Raw genomic sequence first — 20369 nt, 5'->3', positions numbered from 1 at the left:
TGCGAGTTCCTGGTGGGCCAGGACGGCACGATCTCCTTCCTGGAGGTCAACACCCGCCTGCAGGTCGAGCACCCGGTCTCCGAGGAGGTGACGGGCATCGACCTGGTACGGGAGATGTTCCGCATCGCCGACGGGGAACCGCTGGGCTACACCGACCCGGCGGTGCGCGGCCACTCGATCGAGTTCCGCATCAACGCCGAGGACGCCGGCCGCAACTTCCTGCCCGCACCCGGCACGCTCACCGCCATGCGCACCCCGTCGGGGCCAGGCGTCCGCCTCGACGCGGGCTACGAGGCCGGAAAGACGGTGCCGCAGACCTTCGACTCGCTCGTGGCCAAGCTCATCGTGACCGGGCAGAACCGCACGGTGGCCCTGGAAAGGTCGCGGCGGGCGCTGGCCGAGCTGGAGATCGAGGGGATGCCGACCGTGCTGCCCTTCCACCGCGCGATCGTGGCGGACCCGGCGTTCACCTCCGAACCCTTCACCGTCCACACCCGCTGGATCGAGACCGAGTTCGACAACACCATCCCGCCCCACTCGGGAACCGGCGACATCGAGGCGGCGCAACCTCGCGAGAAGGTGCTCATCGAGGTCGGCGGCAGGCGGCTGGAGGTGGTGCTGCCCGCGGGCTTCGGCTCCGCCGCGCCGGCTCCGGCGCCCAGGACGCCGCGGCGCGGCGGCGGCATGGCCAAGCAGGCGCCGGTGGGGGGAGACGCGCTGGTCAGCTCCATGCAGGCCACCGTCGCGATGGTCGCCAGGATCGACGGGGACCTGGTCGACACCGGCGACCTCGTGGTGGTCATCGAGGCCATGAAAATGGAGCAGGCCGTCACCGCCCACAAACCAGGCATGATCACCAACCTCAGCGTCACCACGGGCCAGACCATCGCCTCCGGCGCCGTCATCTGCGAGATCATCGACATGTGACCCCGGCACCGGGATCGAGCCGTGGCCTTCCTCCCGTTCCTTGGCCTTCCCGCTGCGCGGGCCGGACGCCGGGCTCGACCGCTCGGGAAGCCGTCGCGGGGCGCCCGCCCCGCGCGTCAGCCGATCACTCCGGAGCCGTCCGCCGGGATCTCGCTGCTTTCGACGTCGGGCGCGGCGGGATCGATCCCCAGTGTCCGTGCCGCCGCGAGCGCGACGGTGGCCTGACAGTCCGCGGTGACGTCCCATACGAACCTCACGTACAGCGGCGGCGACGGCCTCGACGATGGCCGAGCCCGTGAGGATCACCGCGCGACCGGTTTCATGAAATGGGTGTGCACCAGGGTCTGGAAATCCTCGTCCAGAGTCACCGGCGCCCCCCAGTTGCGCCACTTGTCCCGGTTTTCCGGTTCGCGTACCGCGTAGAACGACAGGATGCCCAGCAGTGCCCACAGTTCGAAATGCGGCACCATCTCGGCATCGTCGGGGCACACCTCGACCGCCGCGGCCTTCAGGAACGGCGCGTGCTGCTTCTGGTTGCGCAGATGCGCGCTGATGGCGCCCACGGCGTGCGCGGGGGTCGACCGGCCGGCGATGGGAACGTTGAGGACCACGAGCCCGCGGTCGGGGGTGACGATGATGTTCTTCAGGTTGGCGTCGATCGCCACCGTGGTGAACGGCGCGGGGTTGCGCTCGGCTGCCGCGGCGAACCCGCCCGACAACCAGTCGTCGACCGCGTCCCCCACGCGGGTGCCCTCGTAGAACGGGCGCACGCGTCCCCAGTACCGGCTCCCGTAGTGGACGACGAATTCACGATGGTCGGCGATCACGGGCGCGCCGCTTTTGTACAGACCGAAACCGTCGTGCATCCGCGGCAGATCGCGGCAGGCCAGCACGAACCCGCACAGGTGTTTCACCAGGTCCGAGACGGCGGGCACACCTTGACCGTCGGCGATCGCCGAGGCCAGGTCGCGGCCTTCGACGTACTCGGCGAAGACGGCGTCGAAGGGGGCGCCGCGCTCGGTCTCGTAGACCCGCGTGATGCGCTGGACCGCTATGTGCCCGGCAAGCCTGGCGTTGGCCTCGGCGAGGTAGGCCAACGGAATGTCCGTGTCGATCACGTGCTTGGCGATGATGGTCTCGCCGGCGGTCTGGACCTTGTAAACGATGTTGTTGGATTCACTGAGCTCGCTGATCCGCGCCCCAGGGAACTCCCTCTCAAGGAAGGTACGGAACATTCCCATGTCACATCACCGAATTTCCCCCCGGGGCCCTTTCTCGGCGGCCCATTTCGTCCCGACATACTTGTGCGGCAGCAGTTCCGACAGCGGGACCGGCTCGGGCCGGCCCGCTGATTCGACGACGACCCGAACGTCGGGGCCGTAGTCGAGGAGGACACCACGACAAGCCTGGCCATGGGCGTGGGCAGTGAGCTGCTCGCGCTCGTGTTCGGCATCGAGTATCTGCTCGCCTATTCGGCGCTGTACTCGATGGCCCCGTTCCACATCTCTTTCGAGTGGTGGATGCTGCCCGGTCTGCTGGTGGCACAGGACTTTTTCTACTACTGGAAACACCGCTCACACCACGTCATCCGGATGTTCCGGGCCTCCCACGTGGTGCACCACTCGAGCAAGCACTTCAACCTCTCCACGGCACTGCGGCAATCGTGGTTCAACCCGGGTGCCTGGATCTTCTACGCGTCCCTGGTGCTGGCCGGCTTCCATCCGGCCGCGGTCATCTTCTGCCAATCGCTCAACCTCATGTACCAGTTCCTGGTGCACACCGAGCGTGTCGACAAGCTGGCCCGGCCCATCGAGTTCATCATGGTGACCCCGTCGCACCACCGGGTGCACCACGCCTCGCAGGGCAGCTATCTCGACCGCGACTTCGGGGGAACCCTGATCATCTGGGATCGCCTTTTCGGCTCCTTCGCCGCCGAGACGGAGACACCCCGGTACGGCCTCACCAAGGACCTGGACAGCCAACCCCATCCGAGTCGCGTTCCACGAGCGGGCGGCCCTCGTCAGAGACCTGTGGTACGCGCCGACCTGGGCGGACCGGGGCCGCTATCTCATCAAGCGACCGGGGTGGACCCCGAGCACGCCGCCCGAGAACATCACCCGTGTTTCCCGATAGTGCCCTCTGGGAGTGAAGAGATGGACGCGGCACCCGGCCCTGATCTGTTCCGGTCGCTGCTGAGGCGGCACGCGGCCGGCGTGGTGATCGTCACAGCCGCCGTTCCGGCGGAGACCGTCTGGAGGCGTGCCGGTTTCACCGCGACGTCCTTCACCTCCGTGTCCTTGGATCCCCCGCTGGTGTCGTTCTGCGTCGACCGCGCCTCGTCGTCGTGGCGCGTGCCGGCCGAAGCCGGTCACTTCGGCATCCACTTCCTGGCGGAGTCCCAGGAGGACATGGCGCGCACGTTCGCCGCGAAGGGTGCCGACCAGTTCACGCGAACCCAATGGCGGCACGGGCCACACGGGGCGCCGCTGCTCAGCGCGCCGGACACCGTGCTCGTCCGCCGGGTGACGGAGCGGGTGAGGGCAGGTGACCACATAATCGTGCTGGGGAGTTGACGCACGGCCAGAGCCGTGGCGAGCGAGGCGATCCTCTCGTCTACCACATGGGACGGTATTTGCTGCCGTCCAGAAGATGACGGAGATCGACACGGGTGCCGGGACCCCGTCCACGCGGGTCCACCGACGGCTGACGGCGACCGTCGCCACCCTGGGCAGACTTCCCGAACGGGAAATGGGGAGTCTGCCCAGGTCGTTCGGGTAGGGCGCCTGGGACTGGAATCCAGAATCCACGGATTGAAAGAGGAAGGCTCTTACCGGCTTCCAGACTCCTCCGGTCCGGCAATTCAACAACCGCATCAGGTCTAATCAGTGCACGTGATCCGCACATGGTCCGGATCATCAGGATGACTGGTTGATGCGTCCTCGGAAGCTTGGGACATTTCCGATACCGGAGAGAACGCAACGAGCTGGCCGCCGCCGCAAGCACTGCCACTGACGGATCGGGTAGTCCTGAGAGAGCCGAACGGATTATCAACAGTGGAACCATCTGGTACGGAAAGGTATATGGCGCAACGCCGGGTAGCGACAGGTATTACGTGGTCGCCTCCCTCGACAGTCTGTATTTCTGGACATCACAAGGTGATGGGCCCTGGAAGTACGAGGGTGCATTCGACGGCAGGGAGTGCGGCCCGCAGGTTCCTCGCGCCCTTACTCGAGCTTGGGGGGGCGGGTTCGGCAAGCGTTGCTGAGCGGCTCCAGGCGAGCCGGGAGCCGTCGGCACCCCAACATGTCGACAGACACGGCGTCGCCGAAACGGGAGTGCAGGTCAGGGTGGGTCGAGTCCCCGTGAGTCCCCCTGAGTGACCGTGGTTCCCCGCTTGTTCCGGCACGCATCCGGCACGTGATCAAGGCTGGGTCGTCTACAGGGGGAAACATGGCAGCGGATGGATACAGGTCATTGGAGGTGGTCGCTCGCGCCGATCAGGGCATCTCGGGCGTAGTCCCTCCGTGAGAAACGCACGCCAGTGGCGCGGGAGGCGAGGGCGAGAGCCGCGGGGACGGCGTTCTCGGTGAAGTCATCACGGTCAAAGCCCAGTTCGTGAAGGTCGGGAAGAAGATGTCCGGGGGCCTCTCCGTAGCGATGGGAGTAACCGTACAAGCCGAACTCGGTGATCAGATCCCCGTCGATGAGGAGGCGGAAATCGTTGCTCTTGATGGTGGCGAACACCGTGGCCATCGTCGTGCCCGACGACAGCAACCCCGGTGCCGGTCCCCCCGATGTGCCCCATCCGTAGTCGATCAGGACTGTTCCTCCGTCGGCTGCGTAAGCTTCGACTCCGAAATCGCCGACGGTTCCAGGAACGACGTCGATCCGGTGCAGAACTTCGCGAGGGGGAAGGCCCTGCACGAAGCCGGCGCAGAGCCATGTATCCCCAACACCATCAGTGAACTCTTGATAGAGCCATTCGTACTCTCCTGCCGCTGCGCCGCTCATCGACATGCCTTTCCCGAAGGATCGAACCCGCGATGATCTTCGCAGAGGAGACCGACAACTGTCCGGTCTGGGGGTGTTCCGTCCTGCGGGGGCCTCATTCTCGCGTTTGTCCGGGTCGTTGATCCACGCCGCGGCGAGACCGTGTTCGGATCAGGCCTCGCAGGAGCTCTCGGTTTCGGCGGTGCAGGTGTCGAAGCCGCTGACGCCGTTGGCGGCATCGATGCCGCCTCTGCCGTTCAGCGTGTCGTCTCCACCGCCGCCGTTGAGCCCGTCACGGCCTGAACCGCCGGTCAGGGTGTCATTGTCATTCCCGCCCAAGATCGACGACTGCAACGAGGTGTTGTTGGTCACGCTGTCCTTGCCGCCGACGGTGGCCGCGTCGATGAACTGGATCGTGCTGCCGGTCCCGGAGCACTGCACCACGTTGGTACCTGACGTGACGCATCCAGCGCCGGCGCTCACCCCTGATGTGCTGTCCACGGTGACCTTGCCCTCAAGGATATCGATCTTGATGGTGTCGGCGCCGGACGTGCCCGTGATGAACACCGTACGGCTGTTGACATGGACGGTGGTGACGGCCGCGGCCTGCACGGGCGAGGTGGAGACGGCGGTAGTGATCAAGCTGGTCCCCGCCAGCGCCAGAGCGGTGAGGGAGCGGTGGATGAGCGACATGGTGGTATCCCGTCTGATCGTTGAGGTTTGTACGCGCGTGAGCGCGTGGTGCGAGTGATAGGTGGTGTCACGGTCCGGCGATCGGTCATCGCGAACGGGTGAGAAGGGGGGTCGAGTACCGGCGGTACATCTCCGCCAGGGCGTCTTCACTGCCGTTTCGGGATCGGTCCCGGCGAAGGATGGGCCGGAGGCTTCATGGCTCATCTCCGCGGTGTTCGTGCGCTACCTGCCGCAGCAGGCGCACGCCGCTGCGGAATGTCCGTTCCGAGGCCGGGGTGAAGCGGGTCGGGTCAAACGACCCCGTGAACAGTGGGATGCCCGAGCCGGCGACGACCGGATGCTGCTTGACGATCAGCTCGTCGATCTCGGGCAGGAGGGCGCCGGCCAGCCGGCCGCCGCCGGACAGCCAGATGTCCAGGCCATGGTCTTTCTTGAGCCGGCGTACAAGATCAAGGGGGTGGCCATCGATGATCAACTCGGGATCTGCGGCCGTCATCGTGCGGGAGACGACATGTTGCCGCAGGTGCGGGAAGGGGCTGGTCACTCCTGCTGCCACCGCGGGCTGGTAGCTGCTCCGTCCCATGATGACGGTGTCGAAACGCCGGTTCGGCGCGCCGTTCAATCCGAGTTGGGGCCGCAGCGGCCCTGGCACGGTCTCGGGGAATTCGGCCGACAGCTCCTCCTGATGGTCACCGTCGAGGACAAAGAAGTCCGACTGACCTGCCGGTCCCGCGATATAGCCATCAATCGTGGCGTTTACCAGATAGACGAGTTTACGCACAGTGACTCCTCATCAGCTCTCCTCTGCCCTCGCCGTTCAGGCGCGATACAGGGGCTGCTTCGCATAGGTCACGGGGATGGAGGAGATGGGTTCGTCGAGTGCGGTGTCCGCTCGACGCCGGGCGACCGCGCGTACGTACCCGAGGTGACGGCCGCGGTCGGCGGTGATGGCGTTGATCTCCGGCTCGTTGTCGGGTGCGATCGCCCGTTGCCATTCCAGCCAGTGCTTCCAGCCGTCCGTCATGGTGTCGGTGAGGTCCACGGAGGCGATGCCGCTGCGTTCCCAGTGGCGGTGCCACCAGTGGGCCGAGTGCAGGCAGGCCATGCTCGGCTCCCACCAGCCCCGCAGATGCTCGGGAACCGGCCCGTCGATCTCCTGGGTCAGTCCCGCGCCCGCGATGCCGATCTGGCCGCCCGGCCGGACGAACCGGGCCAGGTAGTTGAGGTACAGGTCGTCGGTGCCGTAGTAGACGAAGGAGTCGATGCTGATGACGGCGTCGAAGAAGCCCGCCGCGAACGGCAGGGACCGGGCGTCGGCGTGGATCGGGAACACCGCGTGGTCGGCGCCGGCGTCACGGATGCGGTGCAGTCGCTCGTCCGCACCGAACCACAGGTCCGTTGCCCAGACCTGGACGTCGAACTCGCGGTGCAGGAAGATCGATGACGCGCCACGGCCGCAGCCCAGATCCAGCACCCGCATCCCGGGCTCCAGCGTCATCGCATGGGTGAGCCATTCGGTCAGCCAGAGTGAGTTGGCTCCGCCGCTGACGCTGGAGCGGATCCAGTCGGGGTGGTACCGCGAGGTCCGCGGGAACAGCGGGCTCGCCAAGGGGTCTTGCGGCATGGATGTCGTTCTCCTCCTGGTCGGGATGGATGGTCGCGCCGTGCCCGCACCGCCCGCTCCCTGCCGCCCGGGGTAGGTCTGGGGGTCGACGCGGTGCTCGCCCGCGATCGCTGTCACAGCGTCGGCAGGAACTCGAACAGCTGGTTGCGGGCCCCGCCCTTGCAGGTGAACTGGATGATGTTCACGCTGTTCGCGGTGCCGGCGCTCGGAACGTCGAAGCACATGTTGAAGACGTGCCGCGGCCTGATGTCGTTCAGCGATGACCCGCCGTTGTCGAGCTCGAACCGCTGGTTCGGAGCGCCGGTGCAGTCGAACTGGATCACTCGCGCTCCCGGGGCCGTGCTGCCGCCCTGGATGTCCAGGCACTTCCCGGTGACGTGGGTCGGCCGGATCTCGAAATCACTGCCGCTCACGCGGACCAGGCGGAATCTCTGGTTCGTGGCGCCGGTGCAGTCGTACTGAATCAGGTTGGCGCTGTTGGCGGTGCTGCCGGCTTGGACGTCCAGACACTTGTCGGTGGTGTGCAGTGGCCTGATCTTCACGATCTGGTCGGCGGTGGTTCCGGCCGAAGCCGGCGAGGCTGCACCGGCGAAGCCGGTGATGGCCGAGACGAGGAGCGCGGTGACAGGAGCAATGTTGCGCAGCCGGGGAAGGGCGGTGCCGTCGGGTGTCGTGGTCATGTCCTCCAGGGTCGCCGGGTCAGGGCCGGCTACGCGTCCGTGCCGACTACTGATGTTGGCCGGGCGCGTACGTACGCAACTGGGTCCGGTCGGCCGCGCCGGTCTTGGCCAGAAGCCGGCTGACGTGGGTTTCGACCGTGCGTACGGACAGGTGCAGCCGTGCTGCGATCTGCGCGTTGCCCAGCCCCTCGGCCACCAGGGCGAGCACCTCGGCCTCCCGGCCGGTGACCCCGGCGGCGCGTAGCCGGGGCGGCACGGCCGCGCCCCTGCTGCGGCGGGACGGCGCACCTGCCTGCCTCAGCAGGTCCCGGCACTGCCGTGCCGGCGCCTCGTCACCGTTGAGCTCGTGCCAGGCCAGGTCGGCGCGCAGTCCGGGTACGGGATCACCCCATCCCTCGCTCACCGCTGCAGTCCACACCGGCAGCCGCAGCAGTCGATGCCACCACGGATGCTCCTCGAGCGCTGCGTCCCCGCGGGCCAGCACCTGCACCGACTCCTCCGCCCTGCCCTCGCGCCCCGCGGCGACGGCGTCGGCATAGAGCAGCGCGCCCCGGTTGACCCGCCGGCGGCCCGCCCGGGCCTGGTGGAACACCGCGCGGGCGTCCTGCGGCTCGTGACCGGTCACTTCGCGCAGCAGCAACCACAACCCCCACCAGTGGGTGGGGGCCGCCGAGGCGTGACCGGCCAGGATCGCGGCGCCGTCGTCCGCCTGCGTGGCCGCGCCCGGCAGGTCTCCGGCCACCACTGAGTAGATCGCGCGTACCAGGTCAAGACCTGCTCGCACCTCCCGCGGCGCGTTGGGTCGGGCTCCGGCCCGGCGCAGCCACCGCTCCGCGCCGTCGCGGTCTCCGGCGCCTGCGCGGGCGGCGGCGACGAACAGCTCGGCGACCGCCTGGACGCTCGTCAGCCGCAGCCGTGCCGACAGCTCGGCACAGCTGCGGGCCACCGGCTCACCCACGCGGGGACCGTGCGCCACCAGCGCAAGGTCGGCCACCAGCAGGTCGATCGACGCCAGCTGCCCCAGCAGCCCGGCGGACTCAGCGATCTCGCGGGCCTCGGCCAGCGCGGGCGGGTCTGGCTGGCCACGCTGAACGGCGGCCAGGTGGAAAAGGGCGGCCACGCGCAGTGGGGTCAGGCCGCGTTCGGCGGCCACCTGCACCGCCCGCCCGAACGCCACCCGCGCCGCAGCCGCATCACGATGGGCCAGGCAGCGCCCCTGCACCAGCAGCGCCCCCGCCAGAGACTCGCCATCACCCGCGCGCTCGGCCTCGCGGACCGCGTCGGCGGCGAGGGAGCCGGCGCGGTGCGGATCCCCCTCCCCGTAGGCGGCGTCGGCCCGCACGATGGCGAAACGCGGATCGTGCGGCCGGCCGGCTCGCTCGGCATACTCGATCGCCGCCGCCCGGCGTCCGCCCACCATGGAGCCACGGGCCAGCTGCAGGCACAGCTCGACGTACTCGTCCCCGGTCGCGGTGCCGATGGCCTGTTCCCCGGTGCGCAACGCCGCTTCCACCTCGCCGGCCAGCGTCAGCAGCCGGACCTGCTCGATGGCCCACGCGGTGCGGATCGCACCGGCGGCCTCCACCCGGGCCAGCAGCGCCCGCGCGCTGCGTAACGCCCCTCGGGCGAGATCGTGGCGGGCCAGCCGGAGCAGGATCCGGCCGGCCCGCTCACGCTCTCCCACCGCAGCCAGCAGTTCTGCGGCCCGTACGTCAGCCTCACCAACGCCACCGCCGTCAAGCAGATCCGCGGCGCGCCGTGCTATCGCGGCCCGCTCCGGCGGCAGCAATCCCGCCAGCACCGCCTCCCGGGTGAGCGCGTGCCGCCAGGTCAGCTCATCGGCCTCGGCCCGCAGCAGATGCGCGTGGGTGGCGGCGCGCAGACCCGCCAGCAACACCGCCTCGTCCACTTGCGTCACCGAGGCCACCACGTCCCAGCCCAGGTCGACCCCCACCACCGCAGCTACGTGCAGCAACCGGCGGTGCTCCCCGGCCAGGGCCGCCATCCGCTCACCGACGAGCGCCCGCAACGTCGGCGGCACCGCGATGTCGTTCAACGCCTCCCGCGGGGCGGCCAGATCCACACCTGTCTCGCGCAGCCCCGCCGTCAGCTCCTCCACCAGCAGCGGCAGCCCGTCGCAGCGCTCCACCACGAACGAGGCGGTCGCCGCCGCGAGCGGCACACCGGCCCGATCGCCGGCCAGCTCGGCCACCTGGGCCGCGTCCAACCGAGCCGGACACAGCACCCGCACGCCCGGCCGCCGGCCGATCCGCTCGATCTGATCGGCGGTACGCGGCTCCTCACGCGCCGCCCCACAGATCATGATCCGCTGGTCGCCTACCTGATCGACCAGGTATTCCAGGACCGCGAGCGTGTCGAGGTCTGCCCAGTGCAGGTCATCCAGAACCAGCAGGCAGCCGCGTCCGGCGCCGACCACGCGCAGCAGCCGCAGGACGCCCTCCCCCACCACCACGGCGGGATCCACCATCGTGTCGGCCTTCTCGGCATCGCCGGCCGGCCCGAAATCGGGAATGATCCGCCCCAACGCCGCCCGATACGGCCGCAGCTCGGCGTCCCCCGCGAGCACGGCATCCCGCAACCGCCCGACCAACGCGGTGGCCAGCGCCCGGTACGTGCCCCCCGCCAGCACCGCCCGGCCCGCCAGCACCTCCATGCCCGCCGCCGACGCCCGGGCCGACGCCTCCGCCAGCAACCGCGATTTGCCGATGCCCGCCTCGCCGACGATCATCACGGCCGCACCACGGCCATCGGCCGAAGCCTCGATGAGCTCCTCGATCACCGCGATGTCCGTGGCCCGACCCACGATCCGCTCCCCTGGCGGCTCCATCAATCCCACCAACTCCATACACCCCTATCGCGAGCCCTGGATCACCTGGGTTGACGCGGACAAAACCGATGTGAGGCACCCATTCACCGTAAGACGAAAGAGAGTGCAGGGAACCCGCATGTGATCCTGCCGTGTTCGGCGCGCGTAAGCCCGAGGTCCTTCTCGCCCAGGACGCCGAACCTCTGGATCAAGTCCCTCCACCCGGGTCGGTACCACCAGCCCCAAGTAACGAGAAAGACCAGATCAGAGCCTCCGGTCAGCCTTGATCAAGACGCGAGGCCATGACATTCCGCAGTCGCGCCCCGATCCTCCCCTCGTACCGTGGAGGTCTGACCTAAGGGGGGTCAGGTCATGGGAGAGAGCAGACGGAGTTTCGATGCGGAGGGACAACAGGACAGTCACAGGCAGCCGGCAGGTTCTGGGCATCACGCCGTCGAGCACTGTTCTCAGACCTCAATGAGATCCTGATTTGGTGATCGGCTATCGAGTACAGGAGTACACCGGCATCATCGTCGCTCGCGGTGAGCAACGTATCTACGCGTCAACCATCAAGGCCCTGGACCGTAGCGCTTTCCCCATGCTCGGACACATTGATCCTTATGACGACACGATGTTCAACAGCTTGCAGGTTCGCACCCTCGTCGAGGAACTCGACCGCCTGCCCAATGATCATCCATTGAACTCGTCCGATTGCTCAGATCTCAAGGCACTGTGTGAGCTCGTGGTAGGGCGTATACACCATCGTCAACTTTGGTTCATCGGAGACTAGAAACCGCAGTTTGGGAGATTTCGGTACACGGCTTCCTGAAGTGCTGCGATGCAGGTGAGAGGTGGTCTTCCCCTGTCCGCGAGTCCCCGTGAGTCCCCCTGTTCCCCGGTCGTACTGGCACGCGAGTGGCACGTCACCCACGACTCTTGATCGCTGCCTCAATACGTAGCCCAATTCCGACGGTCGCGAATATGAGCGCTCCAAGGAGGGCGTTAGTTGTGAGCTCTTTTTCGATGATGAAGCCGAGGATGGGAACTGCTGCGCTCAGGGCAAGAGTTGCGTTCCCCCACCCGTCCACTGGTTGGGTGCCGTCAGTTGTCTTCCCCTGACGTGCGGCAGGATCTTCTTGTTCACTCATGCGCTGAGTCTCCCATTGGTGTGTGAGACCGGCAAAGGGACGGACCATGCGTACGCACGCCCTTCTCGCCGGATCTTCCCGTCTGCCTCGTCCCATTCCGGAGGGGCAACAGCTCGGGGGCGGAGGGTCAAGGTCGTCTTCGCGTGTACGCCGGCCGGTGGACGTTCCTCGGCCATGGGATGCCGACGGTCACAGACGGCCTTGATTCGGAGGAGTCGAGATGTTGGGCTTGCCTGGGACGTGGCAGACGGGAAGATCCGGCCACCTCGGCTACCTACGAACTCCGCTCCTGCTGCTGGCGATCATCCCGGAGCCGAAGTCCCCCGCCGGGGGCTGGCTTTTGCTCTTCGCTCGCCTCGTCAATAGAAATCCCACGATAGTACTTAGGGACCCGACGACCAGAAGGATCCACAGCCCCGGACCCATGTCAAGGGTCGCTTCAAATGCATCCGGCGGAAAAAAGTCCTTGAAGACCAACGCTGTGAAAAAGGTAAAAACGATAAAGCTGGTGTTGGTAACAGCAAGCATCAGCACCAGATCTTTGAGCGTACGGTGTACTGCCATAACATGATCATACGTCGGCATTTAAAAAGTGGCGGTGTGGCCTCGGCGCGGCGGGTTGGTTGGGTGCGGCGCGCGGTCGGTGCGGCGGGCGGCCCGATTTCCGCCGCCGTTCGGGACCGGCGCCCACGCCGCACGCCCAGACGGCGGGCGGTGGGAGGGCCGTGCGGCGGCGCGCCGCGCCGCCGCCTTGAGAAGACCCGGCCAGAGAGCAACAAGCGCTACACCGACTCGGGGAAGTCCAACGACGAACGAGAACTCAAGCACCGCGACGAGAAGGCCACACGGACGGTGCCGATCCCTCCGGAGCTGGTGACCACCCTGCGCGCGCACATCGACAGACACGGCGTCGCCGGAGACGGCCGGCCGTTCCGGACCCGTACCGGCCAGACCTTCCCCGGCTCCACGGTCTCGATGGTCTGGAAGCAGGTTCGCTCTTACGCCTTCACTCCGGACCAGGTCGTCTCACCGCTGGCGCGTCGGCCGTACGACCTGCGGCGGTCTCCCTGTGGCTCAACGCCGGAGTCCACGCGCCAGAGGTGGCCGAACGGGCAGGGCACGGCGTGGATGTGCTCCTCAAGGTCTACGCCAAGTGCATCGACGGACAGCACGAGGTGGCCAACAAGCGGATCTTGGAAGCGCTCACGACGTGACATCCCCGGCGGCAGGACACGAAGGACCCAGGGTACCCCTCGGGGTCCTTCGTCGTGTGGGCTCCGCCGTCCCCGGAATCGTTCCGCGAGCGTCCGGGATGCTCGTACTGACCTGGGAAACGCCGGTGGTCCCATTCCGCCTATATTCCGGGACCACTGGCAGACGGCTGCATCCAGCTGCATGTGCCGAGAAAGATCGACAAGAGCAAAGGCCCAGGTCAGAGCCTAAGTCCTGGTCGGGAGTGGTAGGGCGCCTGGGACTCGAACCCAGAACCTACGGATTAAAAGTCCGCAGCTCTAACCATTGAGCTAACGCCCCGCAGGTGACAGCGTACCGAGGATAGTGTCCACTAACGTCCGTCGCCAGGCCCATTCATGGTCATCTGTTTGCGGAACGGCCGGTGGGGGGCGGGAACGGCTCCTAGAGTGACATGCATGACGAGCTCGGGGCTTGGGCCCGCCCTCACCTCTCCCGTCTCCACACGCCCAGGGTATGTCGTGGTCGATGTGGAGACCACAGGTTTCTCCCCGTCGAGGGGCGACCGGATCTGCGAGATCGCGCTCGTCTCGCTGGACGCGTGGGGCGAGACCGTCGACGAGTGGCACTCGCTGGTCGACCCCCGGCGCGGCACCGGGGCCGTCCACGTCCACGGCATCACCAGCGCGATGGTCCAGGGCGCTCCGGTGATCGAGGAACTGCTGGACGACATCTGGCGGCGGGTCGCCGGCCGGGTCCTGGTGGCCCACAACGCCTCCTTCGACCTGCGCTTCCTGCGGAGCCTCCCCGGCAGCGAGTGGGTGACCGAGACCCTGTGCACGCAGCGGCTGGCGCCCGCCTTCCTCCCCGACGGCAGGTGGACGCTCGCCGCGTGCTGCGAGCGCGCCGGTATCCCGCTCTTCGGCGCGCACGCCGCGCTGGCCGACGCCCGCGCCGGCGCCGAGCTGCTCCGCTTCTACCTGCGTACGGGCGTCTCCTGGGAGAAGGAGCTCGACAGGGCCGCCCGCGCTCCCGAATGGCGTCCCTCCGGACTGCCCCAGCGGCACCCTCGCCGCCGGTAGGCGGGAGATCAGCGGTAGGCGGGGATGCCGGTCAGGGCCTCGCCGAGCACGAGCGTGTGGATCTCCTCGGTCCCCTCGTACGTCAGGACGCTCTCCAGGTTGTTCATGTGCCGGATCACCGGATACTCCAGCGTGATGCCGTTACCGCCCAGGATGGAGCGTGCCTGGCGGGCGATGTCCAGGGCGGCGCGGACGTTGGCGAGCTTGCCGAAGCTGATCTGGCGCGGGGTGAGGGTTCCCGCGTCCTTGAGGCGGCCCAGGTGGAGGGCGGTGAGCTGCGACTGTCCCAGGCCGACGTACATCCAGGCGAGTTTCTCCTGGGTCAGCTGGAAGCCGCCGATGGGCCTGCCGAACTGGACGCGGGAGGTGGAGTAGTCGACGGCCGACTCCAGGCAGGCGCGGGCGGCGCCCACCACGCCCCACACGATGCCGAAACGGGCCTCCGACAGGCACGACAGCGGGCCCTTCAGGCCGCGTACCCCGGGCAGTACGGCGGAGGCGGGCAGCCGGACGTCGTCGAAGTACAGCGACGAGGTCACCGAGGCTCGCAGGGACATCTTCCGGTGGATCTCCGGGGCGGTGAAGCCCGGGGTGTCCGTGGGCACCACGAAGCCGCGGACGCCGTCCTCGGTCTGTGCCCAGACCACGGCGACGTCGGCGATGGAGCCGTTGGTGATCCACATCTTGGAACCGTTGAGGATCCAGTCGCCCGAGGGGTCCTGCTTGGCGTGGGTGCGCATGCCCGCCGGGTCGGAGCCCTGGTCGGGCTCGGTCAGGCCGAAGCAGCCGATCGCCTCGCCCGCGGCCATCCGGGGGAGCCACTCGTCCTTCTGCTCCGCGGAGCCGTACTTCCAGATCGGGAACATCGCGAGCGAGCCCTGCACGGACACGAACGACCGCAGCCCGGAGTCTCCCGCCTCCAGCTCGCGGCAGGCCACACCGTACGAGACGGAGTCGAGGCCCGCGCAGCCGTACCCCTCCAGGTGCATGCCCAGCACGCCGAGCGCGCCGAGCGCCGGGGCGAGCTCGCGGGCGGGGAAGGCGGCCTCCTCGAACCAGTCGCCGACGTGGGGCAGGATCCGGTCCGTGACGAGGTCCCGCACGGTGTCGCGGATGAGGCGCTGCTCCTCGGAGAGCGTGTCGTCGATGCGCAGGAGATCGTCCATGAGATTCCCTCTCTCTTCGGCCCTGTCAGGGTATTACCGGTGCGGGTGGGACAGGGGCCAGGGTCACGTTCGGCCAGGGGTGGGGTGTATGTCAGGGTCGCGCCAGGGGGAATCCCGATGTGAGGAAGGTCCGCTCTCGGGCAGTCTGAGGACATGAACGAAAACGATTTCTCCGGCGTCAAGAAACTCCAGAGGACCAGAGACGGGCGCATCATCGCGGGTGTGGCCTCCGGTCTCGGACGCTACATCGGGGTGGACCCCAACATCATCCGCGCCGCCCTCGCCATCGCCACCTTCTTCGGTGGCCTCGGGGTGGCGGTCTACGCGATCGGCTGGGTGCTCCTGCCCGACGAGAACAAGGACAGGTCGGTCCTGCAGGACGTGATCGACAAGAACAAGGACAACCCGATCTGGGTGGACGCCAGGACCAAGGCCGAGCAGGGCTGGGCCAAGGCCACCAACCAGCACCGCGCGCCGCACCAGCCGGCCACGGAGTACCCCACCCACCAGGCTCCCTTCCCGCCCGCCCCGCCCGTCGCCCCCCAGGCCCCGTACGGCACGGCGCCGCGGCAGGACGACGACACCCGCCCCCAGGCGTGACTCAGGAGGTCGCCTCCGCGCGAACCCTCTCGATGATCTCCCTGCGGGAACCCCTCCAGAGCACGGCCAGCGCGGCCGCCAGGGCAAGACCGGTCGCGCCGGCCAGCGCGACCACCGTCTCGGGGCCGAGCCGGTCGGCCGCGGCCCCGCCGACCAGGATGCCGATGCCCTGGGAGGCCAGCAGACCCGACTGGACCAGGCCGAAGGCCTGTCCCCGCTGCTCGGCGGGGACGCACTGCACGAAGGCGGCGTTGGCCGCGAGCTGGTAGGCCCCGCCCAGGCCGGAGACGAACCACAACAGCAGCACCACAGGAAGCGGTGGCTGCGCGGCGCACAGGATCAGCGGCGCGCAGGTCAGCATCGCCATCCAGCCCATCGACCGCAACCGGTTCGATGGGCTGACGTAGCGGCTGTACAGGAACGCGCCGACGACGGTGCCGGTGGGCATGGCGCCCATCAGCAGGCCGGTGACCAGTGAGAGCTCCTGGGGATTCCCGGTCAGCTCGTCGGCGTACGGGGTCGCGATCCCCTCGGGCAGCACGTAGAAGCCACAGAGCCAGGCGAAGAGCACCAGCGTACGCAGCCGGGGGTCGCCGAAGACCAGCCTGGCGCCGGCGCGGGTCATCGTCCACATCGAGGGCCGGTTCTCGTCGGAAGGGATGGGGGCGGGACGCCGCCGTACCCCCGAGACGATGATGAGCGCGGAGGCCAGGAAGGTCGCCGCGTCCAGCGCCAGCGCGCGGTACGGCCCCATTCCCATGATCAGGACGCCGCCGACGGCGAAGCCGAGCATCTGCGCGCCCTGGTTGGTCATGTTCTGCAGGGCGGACCCCGCCACGTAGCGGTCACCCTCCAGCAACTCCGGCAGCAGGGCCGCCCGCGCCGCGGAGAACGGCGCGCTGAGCAGCACGACGCAGAAGACCAGCACGCACAGCGCGGCGAACGAGACGCCGGGAATCGCCATGAGCGCGACCAGGAGAGCCCGGAGCAGGTCGCAGGCGATCATGATGCGCCGGCGGGCGTGGCGGTCGGCGAGCCCCGCGAGAAGCGGTCCGCCGATGATCGGCGGCAGGTAGGTCAGGGCATAGACCGACGCCGTCGCCAGGGGTGAGTCCGTCCGTTCGAAGACCAGGACGGACAGCGCCACCCGTGAGAGCTGGTCGCCGAGGAGGGAAAGCCCCTGGCCGAGCCAGAGCGCGCGGAACTCCCTGATGGCGATGACCTCGCCGTAGGTCGCTTGGCGTTCCGCCGGACGGCGATGCCGCCCGGGTAGTCGGCCGGACTTGGTCGCCGCCATAGGACTCCGCTGAGCTCGCAGGCACACTGACTGTGGGTGTTCACTGTGTAACCTACGGTGCCTGCTACAAGGCCGCCGCGCAACCGAAAGCAATCAAGCGCATGCAAACCGTGATGATAAGCGGCGACATTCCGGATAGGAGGTCTTTGACGTGCCGTGCGGGGTTACTTACCAGCCCAGCTCATGCAACCGGTCATCATCGATGCCGAAATGGTGGGCGATCTCATGGACAACGGTTATCTGCACCTCTTCGATGACCTGATCCTCGGTCTCGCAGATCGAGCAGATCGGCCTGCGGTAGATCTCGATGCGGTCGGGTAGCACTCCTGCGTACCATTCGCCCCGCTCGGTGAGCGGGATACCCGTGTAGAGACCTAGAAGATCCGGTTCGGGGGGATCGTCGACGACGACGAGCACCACGTTGTCCATGACTTTCGTCAGCTCGGGGGGAATGGTGTCCAGAGCCTCGGCCACGAGCTCCTCGAACTTCTCCCGCGAGATCTCGATCACACCCGTCATTCTGCCCCGTGATACCGGGTAGAGGTGGAGGCGCATGAAATTCGCTGATTGGACCCAGGGAGCCCGTCGTGTCGCCACCGGGCGAATCGCCCGTGGCCTGGTCGTCGCCGCCGTCGCCCTGGCCGGCGCGTGGCTCGGCATCATGCTGGGCGGGGCCGTACGGGCCAACGTCGGCCCGGTGGAGCTCGGCATGTCGGCGGAGCCCTCGTGGGCGGGGGAGACCGTTGTCGACGCTCACCCTTTCGGCACACTTCTGTTCGACACCCACGACGCCCCGGTCGGCCTCCGGGTGACCCTGGAGAACATCAACCCCGACCGGGCCCGCGGATTCCTGGACGACCCGCGATTCTCCGCCGACCGGCTTCCCGCGCTCCTGGAGGAGGAACTGGGCGCCGGCGTCAGGACGCTGATCCTGCGCGCCGCGTTCTCCGGGCTGTTGGGCGCCCTGATCACGTCCCTGATCGTCTTTCGCCGGCCGGGACCGGCCCTGGCGGGCCTGATGGGCATCACCGTCGCGATCGCCGGTACGGGCGCCGCCATAGCCCTGACCTTCCGGCCCGACTCCGTGGTGGAACCCAAGTACACCGGCCTGCTGGCCGGCGCGCCGTCCCTCGTCGGCGACGCCGAGTCGATCGTGACCAGGTTCGAGTCCTACCGGGTCCAGCTCGCCAAGCTCGTCAACAACGTCTCCCAGCTCTACGACGTCGTCTCCGCCCTGCCGGTCTACGACGCCGACCCCACCTCCATCCGGGTGCTGCACGTCTCCGACATCCACCTCAGCCCCATCGCCTGGAACCTCATCCGCTCGGTCACCGCCCAGTTCAAGATCGACGCGATCATCGACACCGGTGACCTGACCGACCACGGCACCGGGCCCGAGGACAGGTTCACCGAGGAGATCGGCACCTTCGGCGTCCCGTACGTCTTCGTCAGGGGCAACCACGACTCCATGGCCACCCAGCGGGCCGTGGCCAGGCAGAAGGGCGCGGTCGTCCTCGACAACGAGACCAAGACCGTGGCGGGACTGCGCATCTACGGCATGGGCGACCCCCGGTTCACCCCGGACAAGTCCGTCCCGGTCGACTCCAACCTCGAATCGCTCGCCGCCCTCGGCCGCTCGCGCGCCGCCGAGCTGGCGAAGCTGCCCAAGCAGGTCGATCTGGTCGCCGTCCACGACCCGACGATCGCCAAGGGGTTCTCCGGCGCGGTCCCGATGGTCCTCACCGGTCACTCCCACGAGAGATCCACCGAGTTGCTGCCCTCGGGCACCCGCCTTCTGGTCCAGGGATCCACGGGCGGAGCGGGTCTGCGGGCCCTCGAACACGACGAACCCACCCCCGTCGCGGCCTCCGTTCTGTACTTCGACGCCAACACGCACCGCCTGCGGGCCTGGGACGACATCACCCTGGGAGGGCTCGGCGAGCAGTCGGTTCAGATCCAGCGTCACGTTGAGACCGACCCTGGCCGTACAATTTCTCCTGTGCCGACGACCGCCCCGTCTCCAACGGGGTCGATCACCGTCACACCGACGCCGTAGGCCGCAAACCGCTTTGGCATCAGGGGCAAAAGTCCCCTATGCTTCAGAGGTCTCCAGCGGAAGACGGCGACGGAACGAGATGAGAGTCTCGAGCCCCCATCGTCTAGTGGCCTAGGACACCGCCCTTTCAAGGCGGCGACACGGGTTCGAATCCCGTTGGGGGCACGGCCGAGCCAAGGCTCGCCAGGGAAACGGCAGGTCGAAGACCTCCGGAAAACTGGTAGGCTAAGCAAGGCAAGAAAGACCGGGACAAAAGCCCCGGAAGCAAGGTCCTGTAGAGCAGTTTGGAGTGCTCGCCACCCTGTCAAGGTGGAGGTCGCGGGTTCAAGTCCCGTCAGGACCGCTCTGGTAGGTGTTCGATCCACCACCGAGGTCAGGTAGCTCAGTCGGTACGAGCGTCCGCCTGAAAAGCGGAAGGTCGGCGGTTCGACCCCGCCCCTGACCACAGCAACTGAGCAGCACAAACGCCCCGAGCCAATTATGGCCGGGGCGCTTTTTGTTGTGCTTGACGACAACGCGTTTTTCGTTAGGGGAGCGAGTGATGGGCTGGCGGCTCCTGTGATGCCGGGAGGCGCGTCTGTCGGCTCAGGCCGCGGTGCGCTATCTGATGGGCCGAGGGTTCATCGAGATGCGCCACGACGCACATCGTGCGCCGGGAGTTGCAGGGTGAGGACCTCGGTTGTCTGGGGTGCCGGGAAGGCATCAGGTATGTGAGGCAAGCGTGTTCCCGACGAATATGCCCGACAAGTTGTCTGGGGTTGTCAGGCATGTTCGCCTACGGAAATCCTTTCTCAAGGATCTCGTTCAGGCCCGGTCGTACGTGGCGAACTCCAGCGTTTCCGCGGTCATACTGCCTCAGATGCCCATCGGATTCGATGCCGGGGGTCAATGGTTGGCCGAGCGAGCGTCGGGTCCGGAGCATCGACCTGAGCGTGGTGAGGCTGGGTAAGCGTCGACCTGACGCCATCATCACGGGGTGTGAATCGTCCTAGCCTTCGCGTCGTGAGGCCCTAGGAGCTGTTTGGGGTTCGGATCTATGTGAGGCCCGGTAGTGGGCTGGTCGTGGCTGGTAAAACTCGGACGTGGCG

At 67.7% G+C, this 20369-nt stretch carries 19 protein-coding genes and 4 tRNA genes; 9 read left to right on the top strand and 14 right to left on the bottom strand.

Annotated features, from left to right (window positions below):
* The coding region (locus ACVCAG_RS44970) for an ATP-binding protein (RefSeq protein WP_447191606.1) at positions 1-927 on the top strand (927 nt) is incomplete at its 5' end.
* Between the two features lie 116 nt (positions 928-1043).
* On the opposite strand, the gene ACVCAG_RS44965 is transcribed toward ACVCAG_RS44970, so the two are convergent.
* Together ACVCAG_RS44965 and ACVCAG_RS44960 are read right to left on the bottom strand one after the other, a co-directional pair.
* Complete coding sequence (locus ACVCAG_RS44965) at positions 1044-1184, bottom strand: hypothetical protein (protein WP_440087706.1); 141 nt, start codon at positions 1182-1184, stop codon at positions 1044-1046.
* A 45-nt stretch (positions 1185-1229) separates the two neighbouring features.
* Positions 1230-2162: a hypothetical protein gene (locus tag ACVCAG_RS44960; protein WP_440087707.1), complete on the bottom strand. Its 933-nt coding sequence runs from the start codon at positions 2160-2162 to the stop codon at positions 1230-1232.
* Between the two features lie 177 nt (positions 2163-2339).
* Here ACVCAG_RS44960 and ACVCAG_RS44955 point away from each other — a divergent pair, with 177 nt between their 5' ends.
* Positions 2340-3500 (top strand): flavin reductase, encoded by a 1161-nt coding sequence (locus ACVCAG_RS44955; RefSeq protein WP_447191605.1) that lies wholly within the window; start codon positions 2340-2342, stop codon positions 3498-3500.
* An 898-nt stretch (positions 3501-4398) separates the two neighbouring features.
* Here ACVCAG_RS44955 and ACVCAG_RS44950 read toward each other — a convergent pair.
* The 6 genes from ACVCAG_RS44950 to ACVCAG_RS44925 all read right to left on the bottom strand — a co-directional run bounded on the left by ACVCAG_RS44950 (position 4399) and on the right by ACVCAG_RS44925 (position 10738).
* Positions 4399-4938, bottom strand: coding sequence for a DUF6461 domain-containing protein (locus tag ACVCAG_RS44950; RefSeq protein WP_447191604.1), 540 nt, complete (start codon positions 4936-4938; stop codon positions 4399-4401).
* A gap of 150 nt (positions 4939-5088) precedes the next feature.
* On the bottom strand, positions 5089-5610 hold the full coding sequence (locus tag ACVCAG_RS44945; RefSeq protein ID WP_440087712.1) for a hypothetical protein: 522 nt from the start codon (positions 5608-5610) through the stop codon (positions 5089-5091).
* A 193-nt stretch (positions 5611-5803) separates the two neighbouring features.
* The gene (locus ACVCAG_RS44940; protein ID WP_440087713.1) at positions 5804-6391 is read right to left on the bottom strand and encodes a dihydrofolate reductase family protein; all 588 of its coding nucleotides are present in this window, start codon (positions 6389-6391) and stop codon (positions 5804-5806) included.
* Between the two features lie 36 nt (positions 6392-6427).
* The gene (locus ACVCAG_RS44935; RefSeq protein ID WP_440087714.1) at positions 6428-7234 is read right to left on the bottom strand and encodes a methyltransferase domain-containing protein; all 807 of its coding nucleotides are present in this window, start codon (positions 7232-7234) and stop codon (positions 6428-6430) included.
* Between the two features lie 113 nt (positions 7235-7347).
* The gene (locus tag ACVCAG_RS44930; RefSeq protein ID WP_440087715.1) at positions 7348-7914 is read right to left on the bottom strand and encodes an RICIN domain-containing protein; all 567 of its coding nucleotides are present in this window, start codon (positions 7912-7914) and stop codon (positions 7348-7350) included.
* Positions 7915-7960: 46 nt separating this feature from the next.
* Positions 7961-10738, bottom strand: a complete 2778-nt coding sequence (locus ACVCAG_RS44925) for an AAA family ATPase (RefSeq protein WP_440087716.1) — start codon at positions 10736-10738, stop codon at positions 7961-7963.
* Positions 10739-11234: 496 nt separating this feature from the next.
* Between ACVCAG_RS44925 and ACVCAG_RS44920 the strand changes: the two genes are divergently transcribed.
* Positions 11235-11531: a hypothetical protein gene (locus tag ACVCAG_RS44920; protein WP_440087717.1), complete on the top strand. Its 297-nt coding sequence runs from the start codon at positions 11235-11237 to the stop codon at positions 11529-11531.
* Between the two features lie 133 nt (positions 11532-11664).
* Here ACVCAG_RS44920 and ACVCAG_RS44915 read toward each other — a convergent pair whose 3' ends face one another.
* The 3 genes from ACVCAG_RS44915 to ACVCAG_RS44905 all read right to left on the bottom strand — a co-directional run bounded on the left by ACVCAG_RS44915 (position 11665) and on the right by ACVCAG_RS44905 (position 13422).
* Positions 11665-11889, bottom strand: coding sequence for a hypothetical protein (locus ACVCAG_RS44915; protein WP_447191603.1), 225 nt, complete (start codon positions 11887-11889; stop codon positions 11665-11667).
* 270 nt (positions 11890-12159) lie between these two features.
* Positions 12160-12453 carry a hypothetical protein gene (locus ACVCAG_RS44910; RefSeq protein WP_447191602.1) on the bottom strand — a complete coding sequence of 98 codons (294 nt, stop codon included), beginning with the start codon at positions 12451-12453 and terminating at the stop codon, positions 12160-12162.
* 893 nt (positions 12454-13346) lie between these two features.
* Positions 13347-13422: transfer RNA gene (locus ACVCAG_RS44905), tRNA-Lys, on the bottom strand.
* A gap of 188 nt (positions 13423-13610) precedes the next feature.
* Between ACVCAG_RS44905 and ACVCAG_RS44900 the strand changes: the two genes are divergently transcribed.
* Positions 13611-14162, top strand: coding sequence for a 3'-5' exonuclease (locus ACVCAG_RS44900; RefSeq protein ID WP_447191601.1), 552 nt, complete (start codon positions 13611-13613; stop codon positions 14160-14162).
* Between the two features lie 8 nt (positions 14163-14170).
* Here the strand turns inward: ACVCAG_RS44900 and ACVCAG_RS44895 are convergent, their stop codons facing one another.
* Positions 14171-15328 carry an acyl-CoA dehydrogenase family protein gene (locus tag ACVCAG_RS44895; protein WP_440087722.1) on the bottom strand — a complete coding sequence of 386 codons (1158 nt, stop codon included), beginning with the start codon at positions 15326-15328 and terminating at the stop codon, positions 14171-14173.
* Positions 15329-15481: 153 nt separating this feature from the next.
* Here ACVCAG_RS44895 and ACVCAG_RS44890 point away from each other — a divergent pair, with 153 nt between their 5' ends.
* Positions 15482-15928: a PspC domain-containing protein gene (locus ACVCAG_RS44890; RefSeq protein ID WP_440087723.1), complete on the top strand. Its 447-nt coding sequence runs from the start codon at positions 15482-15484 to the stop codon at positions 15926-15928.
* A gap of 1 nt (position 15929) precedes the next feature.
* On the opposite strand, the gene ACVCAG_RS44885 is transcribed toward ACVCAG_RS44890, so the two are convergent.
* Both ACVCAG_RS44885 and ACVCAG_RS44880 read right to left on the bottom strand, forming a co-directional pair.
* Positions 15930-17225: an MFS transporter gene (locus tag ACVCAG_RS44885; protein ID WP_440087724.1), complete on the bottom strand. Its 1296-nt coding sequence runs from the start codon at positions 17223-17225 to the stop codon at positions 15930-15932.
* A gap of 168 nt (positions 17226-17393) precedes the next feature.
* Entirely contained in the window at positions 17394-17744 is a 351-nt protein-coding gene (locus tag ACVCAG_RS44880; RefSeq protein ID WP_440087725.1) for a metallopeptidase family protein, read from the bottom strand.
* 34 nt (positions 17745-17778) lie between these two features.
* On the opposite strand from ACVCAG_RS44880, the gene ACVCAG_RS44875 reads away from it, so the two are divergent.
* The 4 genes from ACVCAG_RS44875 to ACVCAG_RS44860 all read left to right on the top strand — a co-directional run bounded on the left by ACVCAG_RS44875 (position 17779) and on the right by ACVCAG_RS44860 (position 19726).
* The gene (locus tag ACVCAG_RS44875) at positions 17779-19281 is read left to right on the top strand and encodes a metallophosphoesterase (RefSeq protein WP_440087726.1); all 1503 of its coding nucleotides are present in this window, start codon (positions 17779-17781) and stop codon (positions 19279-19281) included.
* A gap of 92 nt (positions 19282-19373) precedes the next feature.
* Positions 19374-19446: transfer RNA gene (locus ACVCAG_RS44870), tRNA-Glu, on the top strand.
* Positions 19447-19549: 103 nt separating this feature from the next.
* Positions 19550-19624 (top strand) — tRNA-Asp (locus tag ACVCAG_RS44865).
* A gap of 28 nt (positions 19625-19652) precedes the next feature.
* Positions 19653-19726: transfer RNA gene (locus ACVCAG_RS44860), tRNA-Phe, on the top strand.
* The last annotated feature ends 643 nt before the right edge of the window (positions 19727-20369 follow it).

This window comes from Streptosporangium sp. G12, from assembly GCF_052983175.1.
The sequence above is the reverse complement of the archived record's forward strand: the minus strand, read 5'-3'. Positions and strand labels throughout refer to the sequence as shown.